Source organism: Pseudomonas sp. PLB05 (assembly GCF_021106615.1).
Lineage (GTDB): Bacteria > Pseudomonadota > Gammaproteobacteria > Pseudomonadales > Pseudomonadaceae > Chryseomonas > Chryseomonas benzopyrenica.
This window is the reverse complement of record NZ_JAJOHO010000001.1, coordinates 916,051-941,850: the sequence shown is the minus strand read 5'-3', so window position 1 is coordinate 941,850 and position 25,800 is coordinate 916,051. Positions and strand designations below refer to the sequence as shown.

General features: G+C 67.7%; 24 protein-coding genes and 1 pseudogene. 9 read left to right on the top strand and 16 right to left on the bottom strand.

Annotated elements, in window-relative coordinates; all coding sequences use genetic code 11:
* Positions 1-7: 7 nt before the first annotated feature.
* Both LRS53_RS04340 and LRS53_RS04335 read left to right on the top strand, forming a co-directional pair.
* Complete coding sequence (locus tag LRS53_RS04340; protein WP_231355058.1) at positions 8-1,096, top strand: polyamine ABC transporter substrate-binding protein; 1,089 nt, start codon at positions 8-10, stop codon at positions 1,094-1,096.
* Positions 1,097-1,112: 16 nt separating this feature from the next.
* A complete protein-coding gene (locus tag LRS53_RS04335; protein ID WP_231355057.1) occupies positions 1,113-2,729 on the top strand; it encodes a gamma-glutamyltransferase family protein in 1,617 nt (538 codons plus the stop codon).
* A 41-nt stretch (positions 2,730-2,770) separates the two neighbouring features.
* Here LRS53_RS04335 and LRS53_RS04330 read toward each other — a convergent pair whose 3' ends face one another.
* Together LRS53_RS04330 and LRS53_RS04325 are read right to left on the bottom strand one after the other, a co-directional pair.
* The gene (locus LRS53_RS04330) at positions 2,771-4,972 is read right to left on the bottom strand and encodes an OsmC domain/YcaO domain-containing protein (protein WP_231355056.1); all 2,202 of its coding nucleotides are present in this window, start codon (positions 4,970-4,972) and stop codon (positions 2,771-2,773) included.
* A gap of 36 nt (positions 4,973-5,008) precedes the next feature.
* Positions 5,009-5,275: a hypothetical protein gene (locus LRS53_RS04325; RefSeq protein WP_231355055.1), complete on the bottom strand. Its 267-nt coding sequence runs from the start codon at positions 5,273-5,275 to the stop codon at positions 5,009-5,011.
* Position 5,276: 1 nt separating this feature from the next.
* Between LRS53_RS04325 and LRS53_RS23590 the strand changes: the two genes are divergently transcribed.
* From LRS53_RS23590 to LRS53_RS04310, 4 genes are all read left to right on the top strand, one after another.
* Positions 5,277-5,402, top strand: coding sequence for a hypothetical protein (locus LRS53_RS23590; protein WP_017641259.1), 126 nt, complete (start codon positions 5,277-5,279; stop codon positions 5,400-5,402).
* 245 nt (positions 5,403-5,647) lie between these two features.
* Positions 5,648-5,815 carry a hypothetical protein gene (locus LRS53_RS04320; protein WP_231355054.1) on the top strand — a complete coding sequence of 56 codons (168 nt, stop codon included), beginning with the start codon at positions 5,648-5,650 and terminating at the stop codon, positions 5,813-5,815.
* Positions 5,816-5,972: 157 nt separating this feature from the next.
* A complete protein-coding gene (locus tag LRS53_RS04315) occupies positions 5,973-6,683 on the top strand; it encodes an SOS response-associated peptidase family protein (protein ID WP_231355053.1) in 711 nt (236 codons plus the stop codon).
* Positions 6,684-6,933: 250 nt separating this feature from the next.
* A complete protein-coding gene (locus LRS53_RS04310; protein WP_231355052.1) occupies positions 6,934-7,491 on the top strand; it encodes a histidine phosphatase family protein in 558 nt (185 codons plus the stop codon).
* Positions 7,492-7,500: 9 nt separating this feature from the next.
* Here the strand turns inward: LRS53_RS04310 and LRS53_RS04305 are convergent, their stop codons facing one another.
* The 8 genes from LRS53_RS04305 to LRS53_RS04270 form a co-directional block, all read right to left on the bottom strand.
* On the bottom strand, positions 7,501-8,904 hold the full coding sequence (locus tag LRS53_RS04305; RefSeq protein WP_231355051.1) for an LLM class flavin-dependent oxidoreductase: 1,404 nt from the start codon (positions 8,902-8,904) through the stop codon (positions 7,501-7,503).
* Positions 8,905-8,912: 8 nt separating this feature from the next.
* The gene (locus tag LRS53_RS04300) at positions 8,913-9,866 is read right to left on the bottom strand and encodes an ABC transporter permease (RefSeq protein ID WP_231355050.1); all 954 of its coding nucleotides are present in this window, start codon (positions 9,864-9,866) and stop codon (positions 8,913-8,915) included.
* On the bottom strand, positions 9,863-10,852 hold the full coding sequence (locus LRS53_RS04295) for an ABC transporter permease (RefSeq protein ID WP_231355049.1): 990 nt from the start codon (positions 10,850-10,852) through the stop codon (positions 9,863-9,865). The genes LRS53_RS04300 and LRS53_RS04295 overlap by 4 nt, the downstream gene beginning before the upstream one ends.
* Entirely contained in the window at positions 10,836-12,374 is a 1,539-nt protein-coding gene (locus tag LRS53_RS04290; protein WP_231355048.1) for a sugar ABC transporter ATP-binding protein, read from the bottom strand. The genes LRS53_RS04295 and LRS53_RS04290 overlap by 17 nt, the downstream gene beginning before the upstream one ends.
* Complete coding sequence (locus LRS53_RS04285; RefSeq protein ID WP_231355047.1) at positions 12,371-13,336, bottom strand: sugar ABC transporter substrate-binding protein; 966 nt, start codon at positions 13,334-13,336, stop codon at positions 12,371-12,373. Before LRS53_RS04285 ends, LRS53_RS04290 begins: the two co-directional genes overlap by 4 nt.
* 15 nt (positions 13,337-13,351) lie before the next feature.
* Positions 13,352-13,708, bottom strand: coding sequence for a hypothetical protein (locus tag LRS53_RS04280; RefSeq protein ID WP_231355046.1), 357 nt, complete (start codon positions 13,706-13,708; stop codon positions 13,352-13,354).
* A 4-nt stretch (positions 13,709-13,712) separates the two neighbouring features.
* Positions 13,713-14,939 (bottom strand): SfnB family sulfur acquisition oxidoreductase, encoded by a 1,227-nt coding sequence (locus tag LRS53_RS04275; RefSeq protein ID WP_231355045.1) that lies wholly within the window; start codon positions 14,937-14,939, stop codon positions 13,713-13,715.
* A 239-nt stretch (positions 14,940-15,178) separates the two neighbouring features.
* Positions 15,179-16,165 (bottom strand): GlxA family transcriptional regulator, encoded by a 987-nt coding sequence (locus LRS53_RS04270; RefSeq protein ID WP_231355044.1) that lies wholly within the window; start codon positions 16,163-16,165, stop codon positions 15,179-15,181.
* A gap of 107 nt (positions 16,166-16,272) precedes the next feature.
* On the opposite strand from LRS53_RS04270, the gene LRS53_RS04265 reads away from it, so the two are divergent.
* Positions 16,273-16,821: a cysteine hydrolase family protein gene (locus LRS53_RS04265; RefSeq protein ID WP_231355043.1), complete on the top strand. Its 549-nt coding sequence runs from the start codon at positions 16,273-16,275 to the stop codon at positions 16,819-16,821.
* Between the two features lie 34 nt (positions 16,822-16,855).
* On the opposite strand, the pseudogene LRS53_RS04260 reads toward LRS53_RS04265, so the two are convergent.
* Positions 16,856-17,446: pseudogene (locus LRS53_RS04260) on the bottom strand (transferase); the annotation flags it as partial.
* Positions 17,447-17,548: 102 nt separating this feature from the next.
* Between LRS53_RS04260 and LRS53_RS04255 the strand changes: the two are divergent.
* Together LRS53_RS04255 and LRS53_RS04250 are read left to right on the top strand one after the other, a co-directional pair.
* Complete coding sequence (locus LRS53_RS04255) at positions 17,549-18,232, top strand: aldehyde dehydrogenase family protein (RefSeq protein ID WP_269216622.1); 684 nt, start codon at positions 17,549-17,551, stop codon at positions 18,230-18,232.
* Positions 18,233-18,557: 325 nt separating this feature from the next.
* Entirely contained in the window at positions 18,558-19,103 is a 546-nt protein-coding gene (locus LRS53_RS04250; protein WP_231355041.1) for a ProQ/FinO family protein, read from the top strand.
* A 167-nt stretch (positions 19,104-19,270) separates the two neighbouring features.
* Here LRS53_RS04250 and LRS53_RS04245 read toward each other — a convergent pair whose 3' ends face one another.
* The 5 genes from LRS53_RS04245 to LRS53_RS04225 are packed head-to-tail and all read right to left on the bottom strand — an operon-like array spanning position 19,271 to position 25,744.
* Positions 19,271-20,827, bottom strand: a complete 1,557-nt coding sequence (locus LRS53_RS04245) for a UxaA family hydrolase (RefSeq protein ID WP_231355040.1) — start codon at positions 20,825-20,827, stop codon at positions 19,271-19,273.
* Between the two features lie 13 nt (positions 20,828-20,840).
* Positions 20,841-21,851 carry a zinc-binding alcohol dehydrogenase family protein gene (locus tag LRS53_RS04240; RefSeq protein WP_231355039.1) on the bottom strand — a complete coding sequence of 337 codons (1,011 nt, stop codon included), beginning with the start codon at positions 21,849-21,851 and terminating at the stop codon, positions 20,841-20,843.
* Positions 21,851-23,035 (bottom strand): mannonate dehydratase, encoded by a 1,185-nt coding sequence (gene uxuA, locus LRS53_RS04235; protein ID WP_231355038.1) that lies wholly within the window; start codon positions 23,033-23,035, stop codon positions 21,851-21,853. Before uxuA ends, LRS53_RS04240 begins: the two co-directional genes overlap by 1 nt.
* A gap of 1 nt (position 23,036) precedes the next feature.
* On the bottom strand, positions 23,037-24,470 hold the full coding sequence (locus LRS53_RS04230; protein ID WP_231355037.1) for a mannitol dehydrogenase family protein: 1,434 nt from the start codon (positions 24,468-24,470) through the stop codon (positions 23,037-23,039).
* The gene (locus tag LRS53_RS04225) at positions 24,467-25,744 is read right to left on the bottom strand and encodes an MFS transporter (RefSeq protein WP_231355036.1); all 1,278 of its coding nucleotides are present in this window, start codon (positions 25,742-25,744) and stop codon (positions 24,467-24,469) included. The genes LRS53_RS04230 and LRS53_RS04225 overlap by 4 nt, the downstream gene beginning before the upstream one ends.
* Positions 25,745-25,800 lie beyond the last annotated feature (56 nt).

Below are 25,800 nucleotides of genomic sequence, written 5' to 3'. Positions count from 1 at the left end.
GACCTTCATGACTGTTCGTCCCCTGCTGGCCGCCCTCGCCCTCTGCCTGACGCCCCTGGCTCAGGCCGCCGAGTCCGAGGTGCGCTTCTACAACTGGTCGGACTATATAGGTCCGGACACCCTCAAGCAGTTCACCGAGGCCAGCGGCGTCCAGGTGCGCTACGACGTCTTCGACACCAACGAGATGCTCGAAGCCAAGCTGCTGTCCGGCCACTCCGGCTATGACCTGGTGGTGCCGTCCAACCAGTTCCTCACCAAGCAGATCAAGGCGGGCGCCTACCAGCCGCTTGATCGCAGCCGGCTGTCCAACTGGCAGCATTTGGATCCACGGCTCATGCAACGCCTGGAAGCGGCCGATCCCGGCAATCACTACGCCGTGCCCTACCTCTGGGGCACCGTGGGCATCGGCTACAACGCCGCCAAGGTCCGCGCCGCCCTGGGCGATGGCGCCCCGGTGGATTCCTGGGACCTGCTGTTCAAGCCGGAAAACCTGGCCAAGCTCAAGGGCTGCGGCGTGGCCCTGCTCGATGCGCCGCAAAAGGTCTTCGCCCAGACCCTGCACTACCTGGGCCTGGACCCCAACAGCCAGAAGCCCGAGGACTACCGCAAGGCCTCCGCGCTGCTGCAGCAGCTCAAGCCGTCGGTGACCTATTTCAGCTCCAGCAAGTACATCACCGACCTGGCCAACGGCGACGTCTGCGTGGCCATGGGCTATTCGGGGGACGTCATGCAGGCCCAGAGCCGCGCCAGGGAAGCCGGCAAGACCAGCGACGTGCGCTACGTAATCCCCAGGGAAGGCGCCAATCTCTGGTTCGACATGCTCGCCATCCCCAAGGACGCCAAGAATCCCCAGGGCGCCCTGGCGCTGATCGACTACCTGCTGCGCCCCGAGGTGATCGCCCCGGTCAGCGACTACGTCGGCTATGCCAATCCCAACCGCGACGCCACCGCCCTACTCGATGCCAAGGTGCGCGACAACCCGGGCATCTACCCGAGCGAGGCCATCGCCGAGCGCCTCTACGTCTCCGCCGATCTGCCGCCGCAGATCCAGCGGCTGATGACCCGCGAGTGGACCCGCATCAAGACCGGACAATGACCCCGAAGAGCCTGCCATGCTGAATTTCTCTGCCCACGACTACCCCTACGCCTCGCAACGCCAGAGCGTCTTCGCGCGCAATGGCATGGTCGCCACCTCCCAGCCGCTGGCCGCCGAAGCCGGCATCACCATGCTCCGCCAGGGTGGCAACGCCATCGACGCGGCCATCGCCACCGCCGCGGCCCTGACCGTGGTGGAGCCTACCGGCAACGCCATCGGCGGCGACGCCTTCGCCCTGGTCTGGGTCAAGGACCAGCTGCACGGCCTGGACGCCAGCGGCCATGCCCCGGCCAGCCTCGACATCGCCACGGTCAAGGCCGCCGGCCACGAGCGCATGCCGGTGCACGGCTGGCTGCCGGTCACGGTACCCGGCTGTCCGGCGGCCTGGGCCGAGTTGTCGCGGCGCTTCGGCAAGCTGCCCTTCGCCACCCTGTTAGAACCCGCCATCGCGCTAGCCCGCGACGGCTTCCCGGTGTCGCCGGTGGTCGCCCACCAGTGGCGCATCGCCCAGGCCGAGTACCAGGCCAGCCGGGACCAATCGCCCGAGCTTGCAGCCTGGTTCGACACCTTCCTCATCGACGGCCAGGCACCGGTCGCCGGCCAGCTGTTTCGCAACCCCGCCCAGGCCCGCACCTTGGAGGAACTGGCACAGACCCGCTGCGAGAGTTTCTACCGGGGCGCCATCGCCAAGCGCCTGGCCGAGCATGCCGCGGCCAGCGGCGGCCAGCTGAGCGCAGCGGACCTGGCCGGCTACCAGCCGCGCTGGGTAGAGCCGATCAAGGTCGACTACCGCGGCTACCAGGTGTGGGAGATTCCGCCGAGTGGCCAGGGCCTGATCGCCCTCATGACCCTGAATATCCTCAAGGGTTACGACTTCGACCAGCGCGACAGCCAGCTCACCTGGCATCGTCAGCTGGAGGCCATGAAAAAGGCCTATGCCGACGGCCTGCACTACATCACCGATCCCGAGCACATGAGGGTCGCCGCCAGCGTCCTGCTGGACGATGCCTACGCCGACCGCCGCCGCGCCGAGATCACCGACCAGGCCCAACCGCCGCTGCATGGCGATCCCCAGGCCAGCGGCACCGTCTACATCGCCACCGCCGATGGCGAGGGCAACATGGTGTCCTTCATCCAGAGCGCCTACCACGGCTTCGGCTCCGGCGTGGTCCTGCCCGACAGCGGCATCGGCCTGCAGAATCGCGGTTCGGAATTCAGCCTGGATGCCGGCCACTCCAACGCCCTGGCGCCGGGCAAGCAGACCTTCCACACCATCATCCCGGGCTTCCTGAGCAAGGATGACGTGCCTATCGGCCCCTTCGGCGTCATGGGTGGCTACATGCAGCCCCAGGGGCATGTGCAGATGGTGATGAACCTGGTGGACTTCGGCCTGAATCCCCAGGCTGCGTTGGACGCGCCGCGCTGGCAATGGCTGGGGGAGATGAAGGTCGGCATCGAACAGGCGGCTTCCCGCGCCCTGGCCAGTGGCCTGGCCCGGCGCGGTCACCAGATCGAGATCGCCCACGACTCCACCGACTTCGGTCGCGGCCAGATCATCGTCCGCGATCCCGAGACCGGCGTGCTCTGCGGCGGCACCGAGCCGCGCGCGGATTCCCATATCGCGGTCTGCTGACCGCCGGAACGGCCCCGCCCGGGTCCGGGCGGGGCGCTCCCTCAGAGCGCGATACCGGCCGCCCTGGCCCGCGCCGCGTGCAGCTTGCGATAGCTGTCGATCAGCCGCAGATGCTTGTCGAGGCCTTCCAGCCTGAGGCTGGTGGGCGTCAGGCCAGGGAAGCGCACCTCGCCCGAGACCGAACCCAGGGCAGCGTCCAGGCGCTCGTTGCCGAACATCCGGCGGAAATTGACTTCGAAGTCGGCCAGTTCCAGTTCGTCGTCCAGCTCGACTTCCAGCACCGCATTGAGCGCCTGGTAGAACAGGCCGCGCTCCAGGGTGTTGTCGTTGAACTGCAGGAAGGTTTCCACCTCCTCCTTGGCCTCTTCGAACTGCTGCAGCGCCAGGTGGATGAGCAGCTTGAGCTCCAGCACGGTCAGTTGGCCCCAGACGGTGTTCTCGTCGAACTCCACGCCGATCAGGGTGGCGATACGGGTGTAGTCGTCCACCTGGGTATCGTCCAGGCGTTCGAGCAGGGATTCCAGGGCCGCATGGTCCAGCTGGTGCAGCGCGAGGATGTCCTCGCGCACCGCCAGCGCCTTGTTGGTGTTGTCCCAGATCAGGTCCTCAACCGGATAGATCTCCGAATAGCCTGGCACGAGGATGCGGCAGGCCGGCGCGCCCAGTTCCTCGTACACCGCCATGTAGGCTTCCAGATCGCGCTCGGCGAGGATGCCGAACAGGGTGGCGGCTTCCTGGGCGGTGGCATCTTCGCCCTGGTGGGAGAAATCCCAGTCGACGAAGTCATGGTCGGCCTTGGCGCTGAAGAAGCGCCAGGAGACGAGGCCGCTGGAGTCGATGAAGTGCTCGACGAAGTTGTTCGGCTCCATCAGCGCCTGGCTCTCGAAGGTCGGCTGTGGCAGGTCGTTGAGACCCTCGAAGCTGCGGCCCTGCAACAGTTCGGTGAGGCTGCGCTCCAGGGCGATCTCCAGGCGTGGATGGGCGCCGAAGGAAGCGAACACCCCACCGGTGCGCGGATTCATCAGGGTCACGCACATCACCGGGAATTCGCCACCCAGGGAGGCATCCTTGACCAGCACTGGAAAGCCCTGGGCCTCCAGGCCACGGATGCCCTCGACGATGGCGGGATAACGCGCCAGCACCGCCTCGGGCACGTCGGGCAACGCCAGTTCGCCTTCGAGGATCTCGCGCTTCACCGCCCGCTCGAAGATTTCCGACAGGCACTGCACCTGGGCTTCGGCCAGGGTGTTGCCGGCGCTCATGCCGTTGCTGAGGTAGAGGTTCTCGATCAGGTTCGAGGGGAAGTACACCACCTCGCCATCGGACTGGCGCACGAAGGGCAGCGCGCAGATGCCGCGTGCCACGTTGCCGGAATTAGTGTCGTGCAGGTGCGAGGCGCGCAGCTCGCCTTCCGGGTCATAGATCTTGCGGCAATGGCGATCGAGGATTTCCCGGGGCAGCGCATCCTTGGGACCCGGCTGGAACCAGCGTTCGGCGGGGTGGTGGACGAAGGCGGCCTGGCCGATGGCCTCGCCCCAGTACTGGTCGTTGTAGAAGAAATTGCAGTTGAGGCGTTCGATGAATTCGCCCAGCGCCGAGGCCAAGGCGGCTTCCTTGGTCGCGCCCTTGCCGTTGGTGAAGCACAGCGCCGACTGCACATCGCGCAGGTGCAGCGACCAGACGTTGGGCACGATGTTGCGCCAGGAGGCGATCTCCACCTTCATGCCCAGGTCAGCGAGGATGCCGGAGAGCTTGGCGATGGTCTCTTCCAGCGGCCGGTCCTTGCCGGGGATGTAGGTCTCGCTGCCGGTCTCGCTGGGCAGCAGCAGGGCCTGGGCATCGGCGTCCAGACTCTCCACCGCCTCGATGATGAAATCGGGGCCGGCCTGCACGGCCTTCTTCACCGTGCAGCGGTCGATGGATCTGAGGATGCCCTGGCGATCCTTGTCGGAGAGATCCGCGGGCAGCTCGACCTGGATCTTGAAGGTCTGCTTGTAGCGGTTCTCCGGGTCGACGATGTTGCTCTGCGCCAGGCGGATGTTGTCGGTGGGAATGTCGCGGGTCTGGCAGTAGAGCTTGACGAAATAGGCCGCGCAGAGCGCCGAGGACGCCAGGAAATAGTCGAAGGGCCCCGGGGCCGAGCCGTCACCCTTGTAGCGGATGGGCTGATCGGCGATCACCGAGAAGTCGTCGAACTTGGCCTCGAGCCTCAGGTTGTCGAGAAAATTGACCTTGATTTCCATGCACAGCATTCCGGTTTGGAGACAGATTGGCCGCCATTATCCGGACAAAGGGCTGCGGGTGATACGCAGGCTGTCGTCTCGTGGCCAGCGGACCCCGGTCTCGTCCCCCGCTAGTCCAGCCGAAAGATGCCGTTCGGACAGCGCGCAGAGGAAATGGACGAAGGCCCTGACCTTGGGGCTCTGCAAGCGCCGCGAGGTGTGCAGCACCCAGAGTTCGGTCTCGCCGGCCAGGGTGCCCCAGCGACTGAGCGCGCCCTCCTCCAGCTGACGTTGCACCAGCGACAGCGGCAGCAGCGCGGTCAACGTGCCGCACTTCGCGGTGAAATTCGGCGCGGAACGCATGCTCGTGGCCATGGGCTTCGGCGCCACCGTCCTGCGGCCCACCTACTTCATCGACAACGAAGCCAGGCTCAAGGACGTCATCCTGTAGCACGGGATCTACCCCATGCCCCTCGGCGGCAAGGGCGTGGCCATGGTCGACACCCGGGACATCGCCGAGGTCGCCGCCCTCGAGCTCATCCACCGCGACCAGGCGCCAGGCAGGCCGCCCCGCGAGACGCTCAACCTGGTCGGCCCGGACACCCTCACCGGCGCAGGCGCCGCGGCGATCTGGAGCGAATTGCTGGGCCGCCCATCCATTATGCCGGCGCCGATCCCCAGGGCTTCGAACGGAGCATGGCGACCGCGATGCCGGCCTGGATGGCCTACGAGATGAGGCTCATGGCCGAGCGCTACGTCAGCGACGGCATGCTGCCGCAATCCGGCGACCGCGAGCGGCTGGTGCAGATGCTGGAGCGCCCACTGCACGGCTATCGCGACTTCGCCCGGGCGCTGATCGGCTGAGCGCCTCCGCTCTGGCCGTCTGGACAACGCCCGGAGCCGGTACTTTGCACGAGCGGTAGTGTCCCATCCTGGAAGCAGCGCGCTCATTGGGCGCGCCTCAACCGCCCGGGCCCGACCGGATACCTCGGCTGCCCGCACGCCTTTCCAGGAGTCCGCCATGTGTGGCCGCTTTGCCCAGTACCGCTATGCCCTCGACTACCTGGACGCCCTGGGCGCCGTGCCGGCAGAGGTCCGCACCGGCCTGGAACCCCGCGCCCTGGGTCGCTACAACGTGGCGCCGGGCACCCGCGTCCAGCTGCTCCACCAGCAGCAGGATGGCTTGCACCTGGACCCGGTGCTCTGGGGCTACCAGCCCGCCTGGGCGCGCCAGGCCAAGCGTCCGCCGGTGATCAACGCGCGCGTCGAAACGGCGGCCACCAGCCGGATGTTTCGCGGTCTCTGGAAGAACGGCCGTGCTCTGGTGGTTGCGGATGGCTGGTACGAGTGGAAAAAGGACCCTACAGATCCCAAGCTCAAGCAGCCCTACTTCATCCGGCTGAAATCCGGCGAGCCGCTGTTCTTCGCCGCCATCGGCCACTTCCGGCCAGCAGGCCAGGCACCCCACGAGGATGATGGCTTCGTCATCGTCACCGCCGCCTCGGACGCCGGCATGGTCGACATCCACGACCGCCGCCCGCTGGTCCTGCCACCCGCCGTAGCGCGCGAATGGCTGGACCCCGAGCTGCCCATGGAACGCGCCGCCGAGATTGGTGAGATCGAAGGAACGCCGGTGAAGGCCTTCGACTGGTATCCAGTGGGCAAGGCCGTAGGCAGCGTGAAGAACGATGGACCTGAACTGCTGGAGCGGATCGCCGAACCGCTGGTGTAGGCGCTGACCCATGTCAGCCTCGTTATCCAGCCGGCGGCGCAGTGGGTCTGGCCCTGCGGCCTCCTGCCCTTGGCGACCCTGACCAGCAAAGCGCCCGGAGCAAGGCCGGCGCAGCCCGCCAATGCTGGAGTGCCCAGCGCACGATACTCTGGGAAGTCGCCGTTATAATCACGGGATAGCCCTTGCCATGACGTAGTTGCAGGAGGCGTTCATTTCCAACCGTTTTTCTTCCGGCAACTACCTAGGTCCCATGAAAATCATACTGATGCGCCACGGCAAGCCGGCGCTGGAGAACTACCGTGCCGTCGCCGCGCGAGACATGGTCGACTGGATCGCGGACTATGATCGGTCCGAGATAGGCATGGATGCCGCCACTCCGGAGGCAATAGCCGCGACCAGGGATATCGGCCTGGCCACCACCAGCTCTGCCCCGCGCGCCCTGACTTCTCTCGCCGCATTGGGCAAGGCGCCAGCCAGCGAGGACACGACCTTTCGCGAGGCGGCATTGCCCGTGGTGCGCGTTCCGCTCCTACGCCTGTCACCCTTCACCTGGGCCTTCGTCTTTCGTCTGCTCTGGCTGTGCGGAGTGACGAAAGACTCCGAGTCCTATGCCCAGGCGAAACAGCGGTCGAGACAGGCAGCAGACAAGCTTGCCGCCTTGGTCAGTGGCCGGGACAGCGTATTGCTGCTGGGCCACGGCTTCATGAATCGACTGATCGCCAGGCAGTTGCTACGTCAAGGCTGGGTAGAAGTCAGCAAGAGCGGCAGTGGCTACTGGGGCTTTGCCGTCTATGAAAAGGCGGAATAACGGGGCGGACTAGGCCAGCACCCGTATCGCGCTTTCCTCCCGTTGCCGCGCCAGGTCGCGATAGCCGGCGGCCGGGTGGTTCTCTGGCAGCCGCGGCCCAGCGCTGCCCAGTTTTTCGCGCAGGGTCCCCTGCTGATACGCACGCTTGTAGACCCCGCGTCGCTGCAGCTCCGGAACCAGCAAGTCCACCACGTCGGCAAAGGTCTCGTGGGTCACGGCGTAGGCCAGGTTGAAACCATCCACATCGGTCTCTTCAACCCAGCTCTGCAACTCGTCCGCCACCGTCGCCGGGCTGCCTACCAGCAGCGGCCCGAAGCCGCCGATGCCGACCCAGTCGGCCAGTTCCTGCACCGTCCATTGCTTGCTGGGATCGGCGGTGGAGAAGGCCTCCACGGCGGACTGGATGGCATTGGTGTGCAGGTGCTTGAGGACTTGGTCCGGGCGGTAGGCGGCGAAGTCGATGCCGGTCCAGCCGGAGATGAGCGTCAGGGCGCCTTCGTAGCTCACGTAGCCCCTGTAGTCCTGCCACTTGGCCCGGGCCTGGGCATCGCTCTCGCCGACGATGACCGTCTGCAGGTTGAAGATCAGCACCTGGCGCGGATCGCGACCGGCCTCGGCGGCGCGGCGGCGGATGTCGGCCACAGTCTGCTTGAGCACCGTCTTCGACGGGGCGGCGACGAAGACGCATTCGGCGTGCTCGGCGGCGAACTGCCGCCCACGGCTGCTTGCGCCGGCCTGATAGAGCACGGGCGTGCGTTGGGGCGAAGGCTCGCAGAGGTGATAGCCGGGCACCTGGAAGTGCCGGCCATGGTGGCCGATGGGATGCACCTTTACCGGATCGGTGAAGCGACCGGACGCGTGGTCGCGCAGCACCGCGCCCTCTTCCCAACTGCCTTCCAGCAGCTTGTAGACCACCTGAAGGTATTCCTCGGCGTAGTCGTAGCGAGCATCGTGGTCGGCCTGGGCGGACTGGCCTAGATTGCGCGCGCCGCTCTCCAGGTAGGAGGTGACGATGTTCCAGCCAATGCGCCCCTTGGTCAGGTGATCCAGAGTGGAGAGCCGACGCGCGAACGGATAGGGATGCTCGAAACTCAGGGAGGCGGTCAGGCCGAAGCCCAGGTGGCGGGTCACCGCCGCCATGGGGGTGATCAGCGCCAGGGGGTCGTTGACCGGCACCTGGGTCGCCTCGCGCAGGGTAGCCTCAGGGCCGCCGCCGTAGACGTCGTAGAGGCCGAGGACGTCTGCGATGAACAGGCCGTCGAACAGCCCGCGTTCGAGCAGTTGCGCCAGCTCCGTCCAGTATTCGAGATCCTTGTACTCCCAGGAGCGGTCGCGCGGATGACGCCAGAGTCCGGGGGATTGATGGGCCACGCAATTCATGTCGAAGGCGTTGAGGCGGATTTCACGGGACATGGGGGCTCCTAATGGGCGGCGTCGTGGCGCCGGGCCAGTTGATTGAGGGTCAGCACCAAGAGGATCAGCAGGCCGGTGGCCACCTGTTGCCAGTAGAAATTCCAGCCCACCAGCAGCAGGCCGTTGGCGGCCACCGCCAGCAGCAGTACGCCCAGCAGGGTGCCGGGCACATTGGGCCGGCCGTGGCGATTGAGGCTGGCGCCGATAAAGACGGCGCCGATGCCATTGATGAGGTAGGCATTGCCCGAGAGCGGCACATAGGCATCGATGCGCAGCGCCAGCAGGATGCCTGCCACGGCTGCGGCCAGGGCGGTGGCCAGGCAGGTCCAGAGCGCCAGGCGCCGCAGCGCCAGCCCCGAATAACACGCCACCAATGGCTGACTGCCCAGCGCCAGCAAGGCACGGCCCAGGCGCCCACGGGCCAGCACCAGACCGTAGAGCACGGCCAGTAGCAACACGGTCCAGACCGCCGCCGGAACCCCGAGCCAGCTGCTCGCGGCGGGCCTGACCTCGGGTCTCAGATACAGCGGCAGGCTGCCTTCGGACAGCAGTTGTTGCAGGCTGGTGCCGATGAACAGCAGCCCCAGGCTGGCGAGGAAAGGCGACAGCCCCACGCCGGCCACCAGCAGGGCATTGGCCAGGCCGACCAGCAGCCCGAGCCCCAGGCCACCGGCGAGTGCCACGGCCAGCGGCCAGCCGGCATTGAGCAAAGCGAGGCAACCGAAGGCCGCCAGGTCCAGGGCGATGCCCACCGAGAGATCGATGCCGCCCGCGGCGATGGCATAGGTCAGCCCCAGCGCCACCAGCGCCGGCACCAGGCCATTGTTCAGCAGCAGGCTGAGTAAATTGCCCTGGCTGAGAAAGCCGGGCGCGGCCAGGGCGAAGATCACCACCAGCGTCAGGAACAGCAACGGCAGCGCAAGGCGCAGGCCCGAGCGGCCGAGAGAAAGGGTCGCGCTCATCGGTTGCCCTCCTGGCGCAGGCTGGCCGCCGCCACCACCAGCAGGATCAAGGTGCCCTGGACGCCATTGACCAGAAAGCTGCTCACCCCGAGCAACTGGAAGCCATTGCCGAGCATGCCCACCAGCAGCGCCGCCAGCAGGGTGCCGCCGACGCTCGGCTGGGAGCGCCAGGAAAACACCGTGCCGAGAAAGGCGATGGCCACCACCGGCAGCAGCAGCTCGCCCGAACCTGAGGTACTGCCGCTGAACCAGGCCACCGACAGCAGCGCGGCTAGTCCTGCGCAGCCGCCGGCCAACAGATAGCTGGAGAACACCAGCGTGCGTACCGGCAGGCCGGCGGCGCGCGCCGCTTCGGGATGATCGCCCACCGCGGCCAACCGCAGGCCATAGCGCGTACGCTGCAGCAGCAGGGCCAGCACCAGGGCGGTCGCCAGCAGTACCCAACCCGCTGCCGGGATGCCCAGCAGGCTGCCCATCCCGAGCAGATCCAGCCAGGGCGCGCTGGCCGGTAGCACAGTGTTTTCGCTCAGGACCAGTTCCAGGCCGGCCACCACATTGAGGCTGGCCAGGGTCGTGAGCAGCGGCGGCAGGCCCAGCAAGGTCACCGCCAGGCCATTGACCGCCCCCACCACCAGGCCGCAGGCCAGGGTCAGGCCGATGGCCAGCGACGCACCATACCCCGCGTTGACCAGGGTCGCCTGGATTGCCGCGCAGAGTCCGAGATTGGCCGCCAGCGACAGATCCAGACCCCCGGCCAGGACGTTGCCACCCCCACCGACGATCACCAGGGTGAGGCCCAGCGCCAGGATGCCCGGGATGGCGGCCTGGGCGAGGATGTTGGCGAGATTGCCGCCGCCCAGGAACCCCGGCGCCCGCCAGGCGAACAGAATGGCGATCAGCGCGAAGGCCAGCAGCGCCCCGTGGCGCCAGAGATCCAGCCACCCGCCCAGGGCGGGCGCCGCAAGAGGTTCAGGAGGCGAGGCCAAGATCCGCCCTCCCCGTCGCGTCCGCAGCCGGTCTCACCGCGCCGGTGGCGGTGGCCAGCAATTCCTCGGCGCTCAGCTCCCTGGCCGGGCGCGCCGGCAGCAGCCGTCCGCGGTGCATCACATGGATGCGGTCACAGAGGTTGAGCAATTCGGGCAAGTCCACCGACAGGATCAACACCCCCGCGCCCTGCTCCACCAACCGAGCGATCTGGCGATAGAGTTCGGCCCGCGCGGCGAGGTCGATGCCCACGCTGGGTTCGTCCAGCAGATAGAGCCGCGCATCGCGGGCCAGCCATTTGCCCAGGGCGACCTTCTGCTGGTTGCCGCCACTGAGATGGCGCACCGGCGTCTCCAGGTCCGGGGTACGGATGTCCAGCGCCTCGCGTAGCCGTAATGCGGCCTGGCGCTCGGCGCCTGGCCAACGGAGACCGAACCAACTGAAACGCTCCAGGGCGGCCAGGGTGAGATTCTCGGTCACGGTGAGATCCAGGGCCACGCCCTGCTGGCGGCGATTCTCCGGCAACAGCGCCAGCCCCGCCCGCACCGCGGCCCGCGGATGGGCGAACTGCTGCGGACGTCCCTCCAGCAGCAACTCGCCCTCGGCCACCGGCAGCAGGCCGAACAGGGTCTTCAGCAACTCCTTGGCGCCCGAGCCCACCAGGCCGGCCACGCCGACCACCTCGCCCCGACGTACCTGCAGGTCGACCTTGGCGAACGCACCCGGCCGGCCGAGACGCCGGGTTTCCAACAGGACGTCGCCAGGCTGTGCCTGCGCCTTGGGATAGGCCTCGCCGAGTTCGCGATTGATCATCAGCCGCGCCATGGCGGCCGCCGGCGTAACGCGGGGTTCGACTTCCGCCACCACCTGGCCGCCCCGCAGCACCGTGGCCCTATCACAGAGGCGTTCGACCTCCTGCAGGTAGTGGGACACATAGAGCAAGGCCAGGCTCTGGTCACGCAACTCGCGCAGCAGCCTGAGCAGGCGCTCCACCTCGCCATGGGCCAGGGCTACGGTGGGTTCGTCGAGCACCAGCACCTTGGGTGTAGCCAGCAGCGCCCGGCTGATTTGCAGCAGTTGCTGTTCAGCGCTGCTCAGGTCCGCCACCCGGGTTCGCGCGCGGCAGTGCAGGCCGAAGCGCTCGGCCAGTAGTCGTTCCGCCGCCCGCTCCTGCCCACGGCGATCCAGCAACAGGCCGCGGCGCCGCTCCTGGCCGAAGAACAGGGCCTCGGCCAGGGTGAAGTTGGGCGGCAACAGCCGCTCCTGGTGGATGATGGACACCCCACGCCGGGCCAACTCACGCGGTCCGGCGCCAGGCAGCGACTGACCATCCAGGCGCAGCTCACCGGCCTCGGGGGTCACCAGGCCACCGAGCACTTTGATCAGGGTGGACTTGCCGGCGCCGTTCTCGCCGACCAGACCATGGATCTCGCCAGCCCTCAGGGTCAGGTCGACACCCGCCAGCGCCTGGGTCGCCCCGTAGCGCTTGGCGATGCCCCGTAGTTCGAGCACCGCCGTGCTCATTGATCACCCCGTAGCGCCGCTACCTGGCCCAGGTTCGCCTTAGTGGTGAGCAGGGTCGATACGTGGGTCTCCTTGGGCAGATCACGGGCGCCGGCGAGGTAGCGGGCGACGTTCTGCACCGCCGTGCGGCCCATCAGCGCCGGTTGCTGGGCGACCACCGCGCCCACCGGGCTGTCGTCACGCTTGAGTAATTCCAGCACCTCGGGCGTGCCGTCGACGCCATAGGTCTTGATCTCGGTACGCCCGGCCTCGATCAGCGCCTGACTGGCGCCAAGCTGGGGAATGTCCCAGGCCGACCAGATGGCGGTGATCTGGCCCTTGGGGTACTTGTTGAGCAACGCGGCGATCTGGCCGCGGGCGTCCTGCACGGTATTGGGGATCACATCGCGCAGCTCGGGCTGGATGATCTTCAGCCCCGGATGGGCGTCGAGCACCTTGCGCAGCTCGGCGTAGCGGATGGCGCACACGGGCACGCCCTGGAAGCCGTTAAAGACCAGGATGTCGCCCTGGCCACCGGTGTCCTTCGCCAGTTGCTCAGCCAGTTCACGCCCGGCCGCGGCGTTGTCGGAGGTGGTGTTGTTGAGGCTGTACCGGGACGGCGCATCGATGGTGAACAGCGGAATGCCGGCCGCCTGGATGCGTTTCAGCCAGGGGTCTATCACGCTCAGGGTACCGAGGGTCTGGATCACCGCATCCGGTTTCTGGGTCACCAGGGTCTGCAGCTGGGTCACCAGGTTCTTGTCGTTACGGCCGGAGTCCAGGGTGATGGGCGTGCCGCCCAGCCGCTTGACCTCTTCCACCTGGGCCTGGAAGGCCTTGAGATCGAAGTAGTGGCTGGTGCCGGTCATGCTGATGGCGATGCGCTTGCCGGCCAGCGAGGGGACCTCATCCGCAAACGCGAGGGCGGTGGTAGCCAGCAGCGGCAACAGCAGGAGGGTACGGAACAGGTTACGAAGGGCCATGGGAATCCTTTCTTTTCAGTCGCTGATGGTCAGGTGGTGCTCACCCAGGAGGCGCTTGAGGTCACGGGAGGCCGGGCCGGCTGAGCGGTGCGCGACGGTTTCTGCCAGCCATTCCCGCTGTAGGTCGGCGGCTAGCTGGCGGGCACTGTCGGCGGCCAGGCGGGCCTGGATCTGCCGTACCGGTCCGTCCTCGGCGGCGCTGGCACGTTGCAAGGCGCGCGCCGCGGCCAGGCGCACCTGAAGATCGCCGACCGCGGCGATCACCAGCGGGTCCTGGGCGCGCGAGTCCTTCGGCAGTTCGTGTCGCAGTTGCTGGAGGAGGTGTTCGGCGAAGTTCAGTTCTTCGTGGGTGACAAGGGCGAGATCGGTCATGGCATCAGTTCCAGGCGTGACGCGGCGGCTCGACGCCGTTGAGCAGGTAGTTGCCGATCAGGTGGTACTTCCAGCGCACCGGATCGTGCAGCGTGTGGGTGCGAGCATTGCGCCAGTGGCGGTCATGGCCGAAACGCGCTGAGACGCTGCGGGTGCCGCCCAGTTCGCAGAGGCGATTGGCGGCGGCCAGGGCGATCTCGGTGGAGGCGACCTTGGCCTGTCCCACCACTACCGAAGCCTCGGCGACGCTGGCCGCGGACGGCTCCGCCAGCGCCCGGTCGACGGCCACGCCGGCGTCTTCCAGCAAGGCCTCGGCGGCGGCCAGCCGCCAGCTCAGGTCACCGATCAGCGCCTGGCTCAGTGGGTCTTGCCAGCCATGCGCGAGCCCACTGTCGGTCCAGGGCCGCGCCAGCCGGGCGGCGGCCAGGGCGGCAGCGAAGGCGCCGCGGGCGATGCCGACGTCCACCGCCGCCTGGATGATCTGGGAGACCGGACCATCCGCCGTCGGCCGCTCGAATGCCTTCCAGGCGGGCAATACCGCGCTGCGCCGGACACTGACGCCCTTGAGCTGCACCCGACCGCTGGCGGTGGTGCGCTGGCCGAAGCCGTCCCAGTCGTCGATCACCGTCAGGCCACCGGCATCGCGCGGCACCAGCGCGAGATGGGCCAGGCCCGCCTCGTCCAGTGCCACCGTGGGAACCACGTGCGCAAAGAGGGCACCGGTGCAATAGGCCTTCTGCCCATCGATCCAGGCGGTATCCCCGGTGAAGCGGATACGCGTCTCGAACTGGGTGACGGTCTTGCTGCGCGCTTCGGAAAAGGCATTGCCGAAGCGATAGCCCTGGAGCACCAGGCCGAGGTAGTGGCGCTGCTGGTCCGGGCTGCCGGTCAGCAGCAGGTTGTTGACCACGCCCAGATGATTCTGCGGTAGCTGGCCCAGGGAGGGATCGGCCGCGGAGATACGGGCGATGACTTCGGCGACGGTGCCGAATCCCACCCCCGCGCCGCCGAACGACCGCGGTACGGTGATGGCCCAGAGACCACTGGCCGAGAAGCGCTCGATCTCGGCCCAGGGCAGGCGTCGCTCCTGGTCACGACTGAGCGCATCGCGAGCGAAATCCTCCGCCAGGGCAGCCGCGGCATCGAGTGCCTCGGCGGCGTCGCGCAAGCGCGTGGCAGGACGTTCGGGGACGGCACGGGGAACGGTATTGTGCGAGGTGGCGACGGCCATGCAGGGACTCCCTTGGAGGTGACCCCCGAGCTGGAGCACAAGCTATGCCATCGGAAAAAAATCAAAAATTATCAGTGACTTATATTGAAACCCGGGCATCTGGAAGTCGCTGACCAGACACCTCGGCAGACAACTGTTGCCCGAGGGACAGCCCGAAGGCGTGGCTGGAACGTCTCTCCTGGATCCAACTGACGAGACCAGACCGCACACCTCTTTTGGCGGCATGACATGCCCAGGCCTCACCGCCCGCCCGCAACACCCCCGAACCGTCGCCGATAATCTCCCGGGCTCAGCCCCACGACGCGGGTGAATACCTTTCTGAAAGCCCCTGGATCGCTGTAGCCCACCTCCCAGGCGACCCGTTCGAGGGGCAGCCGGCTGGTCTGCAGCAATTCCCGGGCGCGCCCGACGCGCACTTGCTGGCCGTAAGCGGTGGTGGTCATGCCGGTGGCCTGGCGAAAGCGGCGCAGCAAGGTGCGCGGTTCGAGTCCGGCGCGCTGGGCCAGGGTGTCCAGGGCGAGGTCCTGGGCGCCGGTTTCCTGCAGCCACTCCTGCACGGCGAGGACGGCGCTGTCGCCATGGCTCAGGCGCGGCGAAAAGGCGCTGTAGTAACGCTGCTGTCGCCCCGGCGGGTCTATGACCAGGATGCGCGCGGTGTCGAGCATGCGCTTGGCGCCCAGGTAGCGATCGACCAGGCGCAGGCCGAGGTCGGTCCAGGCCATGAGACCGCCGGCGGTGACGAGGTCCTCGCCATCGATGAGCAGCTGATCAGCGTCCAGACTCACCCTAGGGAAACGGGCGGCGAAGCGCTCGACATGGAGCCAGTGGGTGGTGGCGGTGCGGCCGTCGAGCAGACCGGTTTCCGCCAGCAGAAAGGCACCGGCGCAGATCGAGGCCAGACGCACGCCCGCGCCATGCTGCTGGCGGAGCCAGTCACGATAGGGCGCGGGCGCGGCCGGTGAGATCGGCTCCGCCAGACTGGGCGGCAGGATCAGCACGTTGGGTGAGCCGCTCGCTACGGGCAAGGAGTCGTAGACCCGCCTGGGCGCCGCGTCGCCCTCCTCAAGCCGCCAGTGGCTGACCCGCAAGCGGGGCCGCTCGGCATCCTCCGCCGTTCCCGTGAAGCGTCCGGCGATCTCGAACAGATCGGTGAGGCCGAGCACCGTCGCCAGTTGCACACCCGGATAGAGCAGCACACCGAGTTCGATCGGCGGTTGATCGTGCATGTGTCGCTGGCACCCCTGAAGTTGTCGGCCGCGCCCCTTCGCCGGCAGGCGGGGCTGGCCAATCATGGCCGGACCTGAAAGCCGAAGCATCTTCCGAGGAGCTGGACATGAGCAAGCACGCTGTCGTCGTCATCGATCTGCAGAACGAATACCTCCCTACCGGCAAACTGCCCCTCAGTGGTATCGAGGCCGCGGTCGCCAACGCCGCGCGGATCATCGCCCACGCCCGTGACCAGGGCGTTCCGGTGATCCATGTGCAGCATCAATCGCTCAGCGCCGAGGCGCCGATCTTCGTGCCCGGCAGCGACGGCATCGAGATCCAGGCCGCCGTCGTGCCCCAGGCCGGCGAGCCGGTGGTGGTGAAGCACTATCCCAACGCCTTTCGCGAAACCAACCTGAAACAACTGCTGGACCAGCGCGGTATCGAGTCGCTGGTGGTGGTGGGTGCCATGAGCCATATGTGTATCGATGCCGGCGTGCGCGCCGCAGCCGACATGGGGTACGCCGTGACCGTGATCCACGACGCCTGCGCCACCCTGGATCTGGAGTTCGGGGGCGTCAGGGTGCCGGCGGCCCAGGTACATGCCGCCCTGATGGCGGCGCTGGCCTTCGCCTATGCGACCCTGGAAGCCACCGACGCCTATCTCGCCGACTGAGAGGGCGCCGCGTCCGCGGCGGCGTCCGGCACCCCTGGTCGATCAGCTCCAGCCGCGCGACCCGGGTGCCTGGCAGCAGCAGGGCACCCGGCGCGATGACCGCATTGGCGCCTAGACGACAACCGTCGCCGATCAGGGCACCGAACTTGACCACCCCGGTGTCGATCACCTGGTCACCGAGGCGGATGAGCGCGCCGTCACTTTCGTTGCGGTAGTTGGCAACGATGGTACCCGCCTCCAGATTCACCCCGCTGCCGATCAGCGAATCCCCGACGAAGTTGAAGTGGGCGAGCTTGCTGTCGTCCAGCAGCAGGCTGCTCTTCAGCTCGCAGGCCGGGCCTACCACGCAGTGGCTGCCGAGGTGGACGCCCCCGCGCAGATAAGCGCCCGTGGCCACCAGGGTGCCGGGACCGACGATGACCGGCCCCTTGAGCACGGCACCGGGCTCCACCACCGCCGTCTCGTGGATGGCGTTGTCGCCCTCGCGGCGATAGCCGGGACCGAGCCGCGCCAGCAGCGCCCGGACGTGGTACTCGCAGGCGCTAGTGATCGTCCAAGGCTGCATGGCCGCCAGGCCCAGAGTGGGCCAGGCGGCGATAAAGCGACTGATATCCAGGTCAGGCATGACGGCCTCGGCAGCGGCGGGAAGCCCTGGATTCTGAAACAGGCCGTAGCCGGATGCCTGCACCGGCCGGCGAAAGATTCAGCCGTCGCGCAGGCGCCCCAGATGACCGCTGAGCATGGCCGCCAGGGTGCGGCAGGCTCTGGTTGCAGGGCACCGCGATCAGACCAGCGCCTTGCTGGCCCTGCTCGAACTCGGTGCGGCTGGCGCTGGCCGCGTCCAGGCCGAATACTGCCGTCGTCTCCGAGTCGCCCCCTCCCTGCCCCCTGCGGGCTGCTCGACCAGGCCCAGGCCGCCGGCGCGCGGTTGATCCACGGCGGCGCGCACGATGCGGCCGGGCGTTACCTGGCACCGACCCTGCTGGACTGCTCGGCCATCGACAGCCCCCTGGACAGCCAGGAACTCTTCGGTCCGCTCTTGCCGGTGATCGCCTATGACAACTTGGAGGAGGTGCTGCAGCGCATCGACGCCGGCCCCAAGCCCCTGGCGCTCTATCTCTGGAGTCGCGATCGCGCGGTGCAGCGGCGGGTCGTCGCGCGCACCAGCTCCGGCAGCGTCGGCCTGAATCTGTGCATGCAGCAGTACACCCAACTGCACCTGCCCTTTGGCGGTGTCAATCACTCCGGCAGCGGCAGCGCCCATGGCCAGGCGGGTTTTCGCACCTTTTCCCACGAGCGCAGCGTGCTCGCCGCCGGTCCGCTGCTGGCCGTTCGTCTGCTGTTGCCGCCCTATTCGCCGTTCAAGCTGCGGCTGGCGCAGTGGGTGTCGCGCCTGACCGGAGGCGGCTAGGTCCAGTACGAGAAGTGCCTGCGCATTGGCGATGCTTCGTTGAAAAACGCTTCGAAATGCTCATTTACCGCACCTAAACTGCGCTTCCTCAGCCTTTTTCGCCTCGCCTCCCCTTCGCTCGGCGACATTCGTACAGGACCCGGAAAACGCCCAGCAGGGCACACCATCCGCCGGGAATGACGCTTCCAAGGATGCACGAGTGGCGAACCACCCCTTAGAATGACGGACCGCCAGCCTTGGCCATGCCAATCTGCAATCGGCGCGGTCCAAGCCCGGCATGGGTTACCCTTGCACGTGAATTCTATTTGGAGCGGTGAGCTGAACGATGGGCTTTGAGCAACTAGCTGAACTACGCGACCGCCTGCGGGCCGAAAAAGCGCAGGTAAAGACCGAGAGCAATGAGCGGCCGGCGCGGAGACCTTCACCGAAAGCCAAGCCCCGCGAGCAGAAGCCACGCGAGCAGGATCCGGTGGTCGAAGGCATCCGCCGGCTGCAAAAGCACTTCCCGCTGGCCTTCCCGGTCAATCCCGCACCCAAGGTGCCGCTCAAGGAAGGCATCCTCAAGGACGCCGAGCAGCACCTGGAGCGCCTGGGCATCACCGGTGACCAGCTCAAGCAGTCGATCGCCACCTGGTGTCGCGGCACCCGCTACTGGGCGGCCATGACCGAAAACGCCCCGCGCCTGGATCTGGATGGCCAGCCGGCCGGCACCGTGACCGCGTCCCAGGCGGTCTATGCCAAGCAGCAGGCACGCCGCCAGCGCACCCAGGCCCGCCGTGAGCAGGCCAAGGCCAAGGCGGAAACCGCCGCGCCCGCCGAGGGTGAAGCGGCCGCAGCCGTCGCCAGTCCCGTGGATGACGCCTCGGCCTGACGGCAGCTCCGCGCCTGACCCGGGACACGGCTCCCAACGGCGCGCGACCTGACAGGCGCCCCGGTCAGCAGGACCGGGGCGGCCGTTGCCGTTCGCTTGATTGACCTGGGCAGCCCCGAGCCGCACCTGGGTCGCGTCGATGAGACCACCGCCCCAACAGACTTCTCTCAGGTCGTGGCACCCAGTTGCCAAGGCACGAACTCGTTCTGCCCATAGCCATGCAACTCGCTGCGGCTGCGCTCGCCCGAGGCCAGAGCGAGCAATCGCTCGAAGATGAAGGCGCCGCGCTCTTCCAGAGTGGTGCTGCCGTCCACCAGTCCGCCGCAGTCCACGTCCATATCGTCGCGCTGACTCTCCCACAGGCGGGTGTTGGTGGCGATCTTGAGCGATGGCGTCGGTGCACAGCCATAGGCGGAACCGCGTCCGGTGGTGAAGGCGATGAGGTTGGCACCGCCCGCCACCTGGCCAGTGGCCGAGACGGGGTCGTAGCCGGGGGTGTCCATGAACACCAGGCCGGGGGTGCGCACCGGTTCGGCGTAGCCATAGACCGCCATGAGATCGGTGGAGCCGGCCTTGATCACGGCGCCAAGGGATTTCTCAAGGATGGTGGTGAGACCACCCGCCTTGTTGCCCGCCGACGGATTGTTGTCCAGGCTGGCACCCGCACGGGCGCAATAGTCCTCCCACCAGCGGATGCGCTCCACCAGTCGCTTGCCTACCGCCGGGCTGGCGGCGCGGCGGGTGAGCAGGTGTTCGGCGCCGTAGATCTCCGGAGTTTCCGAAAGGATCGCGGTGCCGCCGGCGGCCACCAGCAGATCCACCGCGCGGCCCAGCGCCGGATTGGCACTGATGCCTGAATAGCCATCCGATCCGCCGCATTGCAGACCAAGGATCAGATGCCGGGCGCTGACCGGCTCGCGCTCCACCTCGTTGGCCGCAGGCAACAGGGCTTTTACGGCTTCAATGCCGCGAGCAACGGTGGCGGTGGTACCGCCGCTGTCCTGGATGTTGAGGCTGCGCAGCCCCGCATGCTCGGCGAGACCCTGGTCAGCCAGCAGCGTGGGGATCTGGTTGGCCTCGCAGCCCAGGCCGATGAACAGCACGGCGGCGAAATTGGCATGGGCCGCGTAGCCGCCCAGGGTCCGGCGCAGCACCGCCATGCCCTCTCCCTGGGTATCGATGCCGCAACCGACGCCATGGGTCAGGGCTACCACGCCGTCGACATGGGGATAGGGCTGCAGCGCCTCGGGGTGGACGTCGCGCCGAAAGTGGTCGGCCACCGCTCGCGCCACCGTTGCCGAGCAGTTCACCGAGGTGAGGATGCCGATGTAGTTGCGGGTCGCCACCCGCCCGTCCGGCCGGACGATACCCCGGAAGCTGCGCTCGATGGGCACCGGTGCGCCACGGGCCTCGATACCAAAGGCATGCTCCCGGGTGAAGTCGCCCATGGCCAGGTTGTGCACGTGTACGTGGCTGCCGGCGGTGATGGCCTCGCGGGCGAAGCCGATGATCTGACCATAGCGTCGTACCGGCTCGCCCACCGCTATAGGGCGCACGGCGACCTTGTGACCGGCAGGCACAGGTTCGCGAACCTGCACCCCCTCCTCCGGCAGTTCCAGGCCCGGCACCAGTGGCTGGCGGGCGATGAGCACATCATCTCGGGGATGCAGGCGCAGGGTGGCGCGGGTGGCCGCCGCGGCGCCGCTGCGGGTGATCAGTTCCATGTCCGTCTCCGCTTCAGCATTCGATGAGGGCCTTGACCACACCCTCGGCAGGATCGAGCAAGGGTGGGAAAGCCTCGGGCACCTCCTCCAGGCGCAGTCGGTGGGTATTCAATGCCTGGGTGGGTACCAGCCCGCGTCGGAGACAATCGTGCACGTGGCGGAAATCCTCGGCGGTGGCGTTGCGGCTACCGAGCAGGGTCGCCTCGCGCTTGTGAAATTCCGGATCGGCAAAGCTCAGGTTGCCCTGGACGATGGACACCAGCACGTACTTGCCGCCATGGGCAATGAAGGCGAAGCCGCGCTCCATGGCACGGGGGTTACCGGTGGCGTCGAACACCACGTCGAAGAAATCGCCGCCGGTGAGCTCGCGCAGGCGCGCCTCGTCATCCTCGCCAAGCGCGACCGTGGCCTGCACCCCAAGATGCTCGGCGCAGAAGGCCAGGCGATCGGTACGACCGTCCAGCACCGTCACCCGCGCCCCGCGCAGGCGGGCGAACAGTGCCACCGCCATGCCGATGGGACCGGCGCCCACCACCAGCACCTGCTGCTGGGCGGCTACCTCACCGCGCCGCACCGCATGGGCGCCAATGGCGAGAAACTCCACCATGGCAGCCTGGTCGGCATCCAGGCCATCCGCACGGAACAGCGCGCTGTGGGGCAGGCTCAGGTAGCCGGTCATGGCGCCATCGCAATGCACGCCCAGGACCTGGATGCGGGTGCAGCAGTTGGTCTTGCCCTGGCGGCAGGCCACGCAGTCGCCACAGGACAGATAGGGCATCACATAGACCAGGTCGCCCTCGGCGAGGCCCGAGTCGGCTTCGGTCTCGGTCACCGTGGCGGAGATCTCGTGGCCCATGACCCGCGGATAATTCAGGTAGGGCTGATTGCCGGAAAAGATGTGCAGGTCGGTGCCGCACACCCCGACCCGCTCGATGCGCACCAGGGTTTCGCCCGGGCGACGCGGGGGCTTCTCCCGCTGCTCGGCGCGCAGCAGACCGGGCTCCTGACAGACGATGGTCAACATCAGTGTCTCTCCTCTTCCAGACGACGCACAGCCTGTTCCACGCCGCGCAATTCGGCCAGGCCCTTGAGCCGGCCGATCAGCGAGTAACCCGGATTGGTCCGTCGGCCCTGATCATCCAGCAGTTGGTGACCGTGATCCGGTCGCATCGGCAGGCGCGCCCCGCCTTCGCGTTCGCGGCGACGCTCCTCGCGCACCAACTCGCGGATCACCCCGACCATGTCCACGTCGCCGTCCAGATGATGGGCTTCGTGGAAGCTGCGTGGATCCTCCTCACGGCGGGTCGCCCGCAGGTGGACGAAGTGAATGCGCGAGGCGAATTGGCGGGCCATGGCTACCAAGTCGTTGTCGGCGCGCACGCCATAGGAGCCGGTGCAGAAGGTCAGGCCGTTGGCGGGGCTGGGCACAGCCTCCAGCAGCCACTGAGCGTCGGCGGCGGTGGAGACCACGCGGGGCAATCCCAGCAGCGGCCGGGGTGGATCGTCCGGATGCACGCCCAGGCGGATCCCCACCTCCTCCGCCACCGGCACCACGGCCTGCAGGAAGACCGCCAGGTGCTCACGCAGGCGCGTGGCGTCGATCCCGGCATAGGTGGCCAGCAACTGTCGGAGGTCGGCGACCGAATAGCCTTCCTCGGCACCGGGCAGCCCGGCGATCAGGGTGCGTACCAGCTCTTCGCGCCCGGCCGCGTCGAGACCGCCGTGATAGCGGCGCGCGCGTTCGATCTCCGCGGCGGAGTAGTCCGCTTCGGCGCCGTCCCGCTGCAGGATGCAGAGGTCGAAGGCGGCGAAGGCGTCCTGATCGAATCTCAGCGCCCAGCCGCCGTCGGGCAGCCGGTGCGCCAGCTGGGTACGGGTCCAGTCCAGCACCGGCATGAAGTTGTAGCAGACCACGTCGATGCCGCACTGGGCGAGGTTGCGCAGGCTCTGCCGGTAGTTGTCCAGGTAGCGCGTGCGCCCCGGCAGGCCACGCTTGATGTCCTCGTGCACCGGGATGCTTTCCACCACCGACCAGCTCAGACCCGCCGCCTCGATCAGCGCCTTGCGCTCGGCGATGGCCGCTACCGGCCATACCTCGCCATTGGGAATCTCGTGCAGCGCCGTGACGATGCCGGTGGCACCGGTCTGGCGGATATCGGCGAGGGAGATGGGATCGCGCGGGCCGAACCAGCGCCAGGTATGTTCCATGTCAGACTCCTTGATCGGTCAAGTCGGCGATGGCTGCGCCTATGCCTGCCTCGGCGATGCGCCGATGGGCCTGCTGCACCGCTTCGCGGAAGGCGGCCTGCTCGGCCAACGCTGGCGGAAAGACCTCGGCTAGCGCCAGGACGGCATCGACCCGCGCCACGCCCTTAGGCAAGGCGGCCAGGGTTGCGCGCAGGGGATCGTCCAGCGCCTCGCCCTCGGCGTCACCAAAGTGAATCCAGGCCGCCACGCCGAGGGCGGTACAGGAGAAATCACCGCCCTGCTCCAGCAGCCGCTGGGCTCCCAGCAGCCAGCGCTGGGGCAGCTTTTGCGAGCCATCCATGGCGATCTGGCGCAGCCGGTGCTGCAGGGCATCGTTGCGAAAGCGTGCGACCAGGGCTTCGGCATAGGCGTCGAGATCGACACCATCGGGCATGTCCAGGGTCGGCGCCGCCTCGCGACTCATGTAGCGGTGCACCAGAGCGGCCAGCTGACGGTCGGCCATGGCCTCGGCCACGGTGCCGTGGCCGGCCAGGCTGCCCACATAGGCCAGCAGCGAATGGCTGCCATTGAGCAGGCGCAACTTCATGGTCTCGAAGGGGCGGACGTCCGCCACCATCTGCACCCCTTCGTGTTCCCAGTCCGGGCGTCCCTGGGGAAAGCGATCCTCGATCACCCACTGGCTGAAGGCCTCGCCCACCACCGCGGCCGGGTCATCGCAGCCAAGGTCGCGCAGGCGCGCGAAGGCGGCCTCGTCCATGGCCGGCACGATGCGATCCACCATGCTGCAGGGAAAGGCCACCTCGGTGGCGATCCAGGCCGCCAGGCCCGCGTCCTGGGCCTCGGCGAGGGACACCACCGCCTGGCGGGTCCGCTGGCCGTTGTCGGGCATGTTGTCGCAGCAGAGCACGGTGAAGGGTGCGATGCCCGCGGCACGCCGGCGGCGCAGGCCTTCCACCAGCAGCCCCGGTGCAGTACGCGGCGCCCGCGGTTCGGCGAGGTCGTGGACGATGCCGGGATCGTCGCGCCGCAGGGCCCCGCTGGCGGGACTCAGGCAGTAACCCTTTTCCGTCACCGTCAGGGTGACGATGCGCACCCCGGGATCGGCCAGCCGCGCCAGCAGGGCCTCGCGCTCGGCACCGCCGTCACCGGCATAGAGCACCTCGCGCAGGGCGCCGATCTCGCGCAGCACCCCTTCGCGCCGGTTGCGGTACTCGGCCACGTGATAGCGACCCTGCTGAGCGTGCAGGGTCTCCACCAGCGCCCGCCCCGACCTCAGGTTGGCGCTGCTCAGGCCCCAGGCACCACCGCCATGGCGAGCCAGGTTGCGTTCCAGGTAGACCGCCTGGTGAGCACGGTGGAAGGCGCCCAGTCCCAGGTGGACGATACCGATGGCCGGCGCCGGATAGCGCGAGGGGATCCGTTCGAAGTCGCTCATCGGGTGCCTCCCGCGGCCAGCTCGATCGGTGCGCTCGCCGGCCGCTCGGCCAGCGGCTTGACGAAGCGCGCCACGCACAGCGAGCCGATCACGGTCAGGGCGCCGGCCAGCAGGAAGGCGCTGGTGAAGGCCCCGGTGAACTGCACCAGGTAGCCGGTCACCGCCGGGCCGATGATGCCCGAGGTGTTGGCCAGGAAGTGCATGAAGCCGCTCACCCCGCCGACCCGCGCCGCCGGCACCGTGTCCTGGATGATCGCCCAATAGATGGCGCCGGTCAGATAGAGGAAGAACACCGAGAGCGCCACCAGCGCCACGGCCGCATAGAGGGTGCTGACCAGGCCGGCCACGGCGATGCACAGGGCACAGGCCAGCAGACAGGTCACCAGCACCACTTTGCGCGAGAACATCAGCCGACCGGTCTTGCGGAACACCCAGTCGGACAGGTAGCCGCCCACCGCCAGGCCGATGAAGCCCAGCACCCAGGGGATCACCGTGGCGATGCTCATGTCCTTCACGTTGAGGCCGTAGGCCTGGATCAGGTAGCTGGGAAACCAGGTCAGGAAGAAGAACAGGGTGTAGTTGTAGGCAAAGAACGCCAGGGCGGTGAACAGCACCGTGGGCTGGCGCAGATAGTACTTGAGCGGCCGCACCTCGGTATCCACCACGGCCACGGCGCGCTCCTCGGCGGCGATGTCGGCGGCCAGCTGGCCGGTCGGCTTGTCCTTGATCCAGAGGTACCAGACCACGGCCCAGACGAAGCCGATCAGCATGATGACGATAAAGGACACCTTCCAGCCGTAGGCCACGGCGATCACCCCGACGATGGGGCCGGAGATGGCCCCACCCAAAGGGGTGCCCGACATCGACAGGCCCAGGGTGCGGCCCCGGTTATGGGGCGCGTACCAGTTGTTGACCATTTTGCTGGTGGAGACGCTCAAGGGCCCCTCGGCCATGCCGAACAGCACCCGGATCACGATCAGCGCGGCGAAGCCCGAGGCCAGCACCGTCAGGCCACTGAACGCCGACCAGAGCACCATGGCCAGCAGCAGCGTGGTCTTGGCGCCATAGCGATCGGCGGCCCAGCCGCCAATGAAGTTGAACGCCGCATAGCCGACGAAGAAGGCGCTGAACAGCAGCCCCATCTCGCCGGCGCTCAGCGCGAAGTCCTTCTGGATCAATGGCGCCGCCACCGACAGCGCCGAGCGATCCAGATAGTTGACGACTCCCGCCAGGAACAGCATGACGAGTACCAGCCCACGACCTTGTCCAGCCATTTGTTACCTCCCGCTCATTGTCTTTATTCGGTAAGGCATAAGAGAACTCCCCAGGG

Coding starts and splice junctions, on each gene's coding strand:
- LRS53_RS04230 (WP_231355037.1), bottom strand. CDS start 24,470: ATGAGCGACTTCGAACGGATCCCCTCGCGCTATCCGGCGCCGGCCATC.
- LRS53_RS04245 (WP_231355040.1), bottom strand. CDS start 20,827: ATGGAACTGATCACCCGCAGCGGCGCCGCGGCGGCCACCCGCGCCACC.
- LRS53_RS04330 (WP_231355056.1), bottom strand. CDS start 4,972: ATGGAAATCAAGGTCAATTTTCTCGACAACCTGAGGCTCGAGGCCAAG.
- LRS53_RS04280 (WP_231355046.1), bottom strand. CDS start 13,708: ATGACCGATCTCGCCCTTGTCACCCACGAAGAACTGAACTTCGCCGAA.
- uxuA (WP_231355038.1), bottom strand. CDS start 23,035: ATGGAACATACCTGGCGCTGGTTCGGCCCGCGCGATCCCATCTCCCTC.
- LRS53_RS04340 (WP_231355058.1), top strand. CDS start 8: ATGACTGTTCGTCCCCTGCTGGCCGCCCTCGCCCTCTGCCTGACGCCC.
- LRS53_RS04290 (WP_231355048.1), bottom strand. CDS start 12,374: ATGAGCACGGCGGTGCTCGAACTACGGGGCATCGCCAAGCGCTACGGG.
- LRS53_RS04300 (WP_231355050.1), bottom strand. CDS start 9,866: ATGAGCGCGACCCTTTCTCTCGGCCGCTCGGGCCTGCGCCTTGCGCTG.
- LRS53_RS04320 (WP_231355054.1), top strand. CDS start 5,648: ATGGCGACCGCGATGCCGGCCTGGATGGCCTACGAGATGAGGCTCATG.
- LRS53_RS04250 (WP_231355041.1), top strand. CDS start 18,558: ATGGGCTTTGAGCAACTAGCTGAACTACGCGACCGCCTGCGGGCCGAA.
- LRS53_RS04240 (WP_231355039.1), bottom strand. CDS start 21,851: ATGTTGACCATCGTCTGTCAGGAGCCCGGTCTGCTGCGCGCCGAGCAG.
- LRS53_RS04270 (WP_231355044.1), bottom strand. CDS start 16,165: ATGCACGATCAACCGCCGATCGAACTCGGTGTGCTGCTCTATCCGGGT.
- LRS53_RS04255 (WP_269216622.1), top strand. CDS start 17,549: ATGACCGCTGAGCATGGCCGCCAGGGTGCGGCAGGCTCTGGTTGCAGG.
- LRS53_RS04310 (WP_231355052.1), top strand. CDS start 6,934: ATGAAAATCATACTGATGCGCCACGGCAAGCCGGCGCTGGAGAACTAC.
- LRS53_RS04305 (WP_231355051.1), bottom strand. CDS start 8,904: ATGTCCCGTGAAATCCGCCTCAACGCCTTCGACATGAATTGCGTGGCC.
- LRS53_RS04315 (WP_231355053.1), top strand. CDS start 5,973: ATGTGTGGCCGCTTTGCCCAGTACCGCTATGCCCTCGACTACCTGGAC.
- LRS53_RS04275 (WP_231355045.1), bottom strand. CDS start 14,939: ATGGCCGTCGCCACCTCGCACAATACCGTTCCCCGTGCCGTCCCCGAA.
- LRS53_RS04335 (WP_231355057.1), top strand. CDS start 1,113: ATGCTGAATTTCTCTGCCCACGACTACCCCTACGCCTCGCAACGCCAG.
- LRS53_RS04285 (WP_231355047.1), bottom strand. CDS start 13,336: ATGGCCCTTCGTAACCTGTTCCGTACCCTCCTGCTGTTGCCGCTGCTG.
- LRS53_RS04265 (WP_231355043.1), top strand. CDS start 16,273: ATGAGCAAGCACGCTGTCGTCGTCATCGATCTGCAGAACGAATACCTC.
- LRS53_RS04225 (WP_231355036.1), bottom strand. CDS start 25,744: ATGGCTGGACAAGGTCGTGGGCTGGTACTCGTCATGCTGTTCCTGGCG.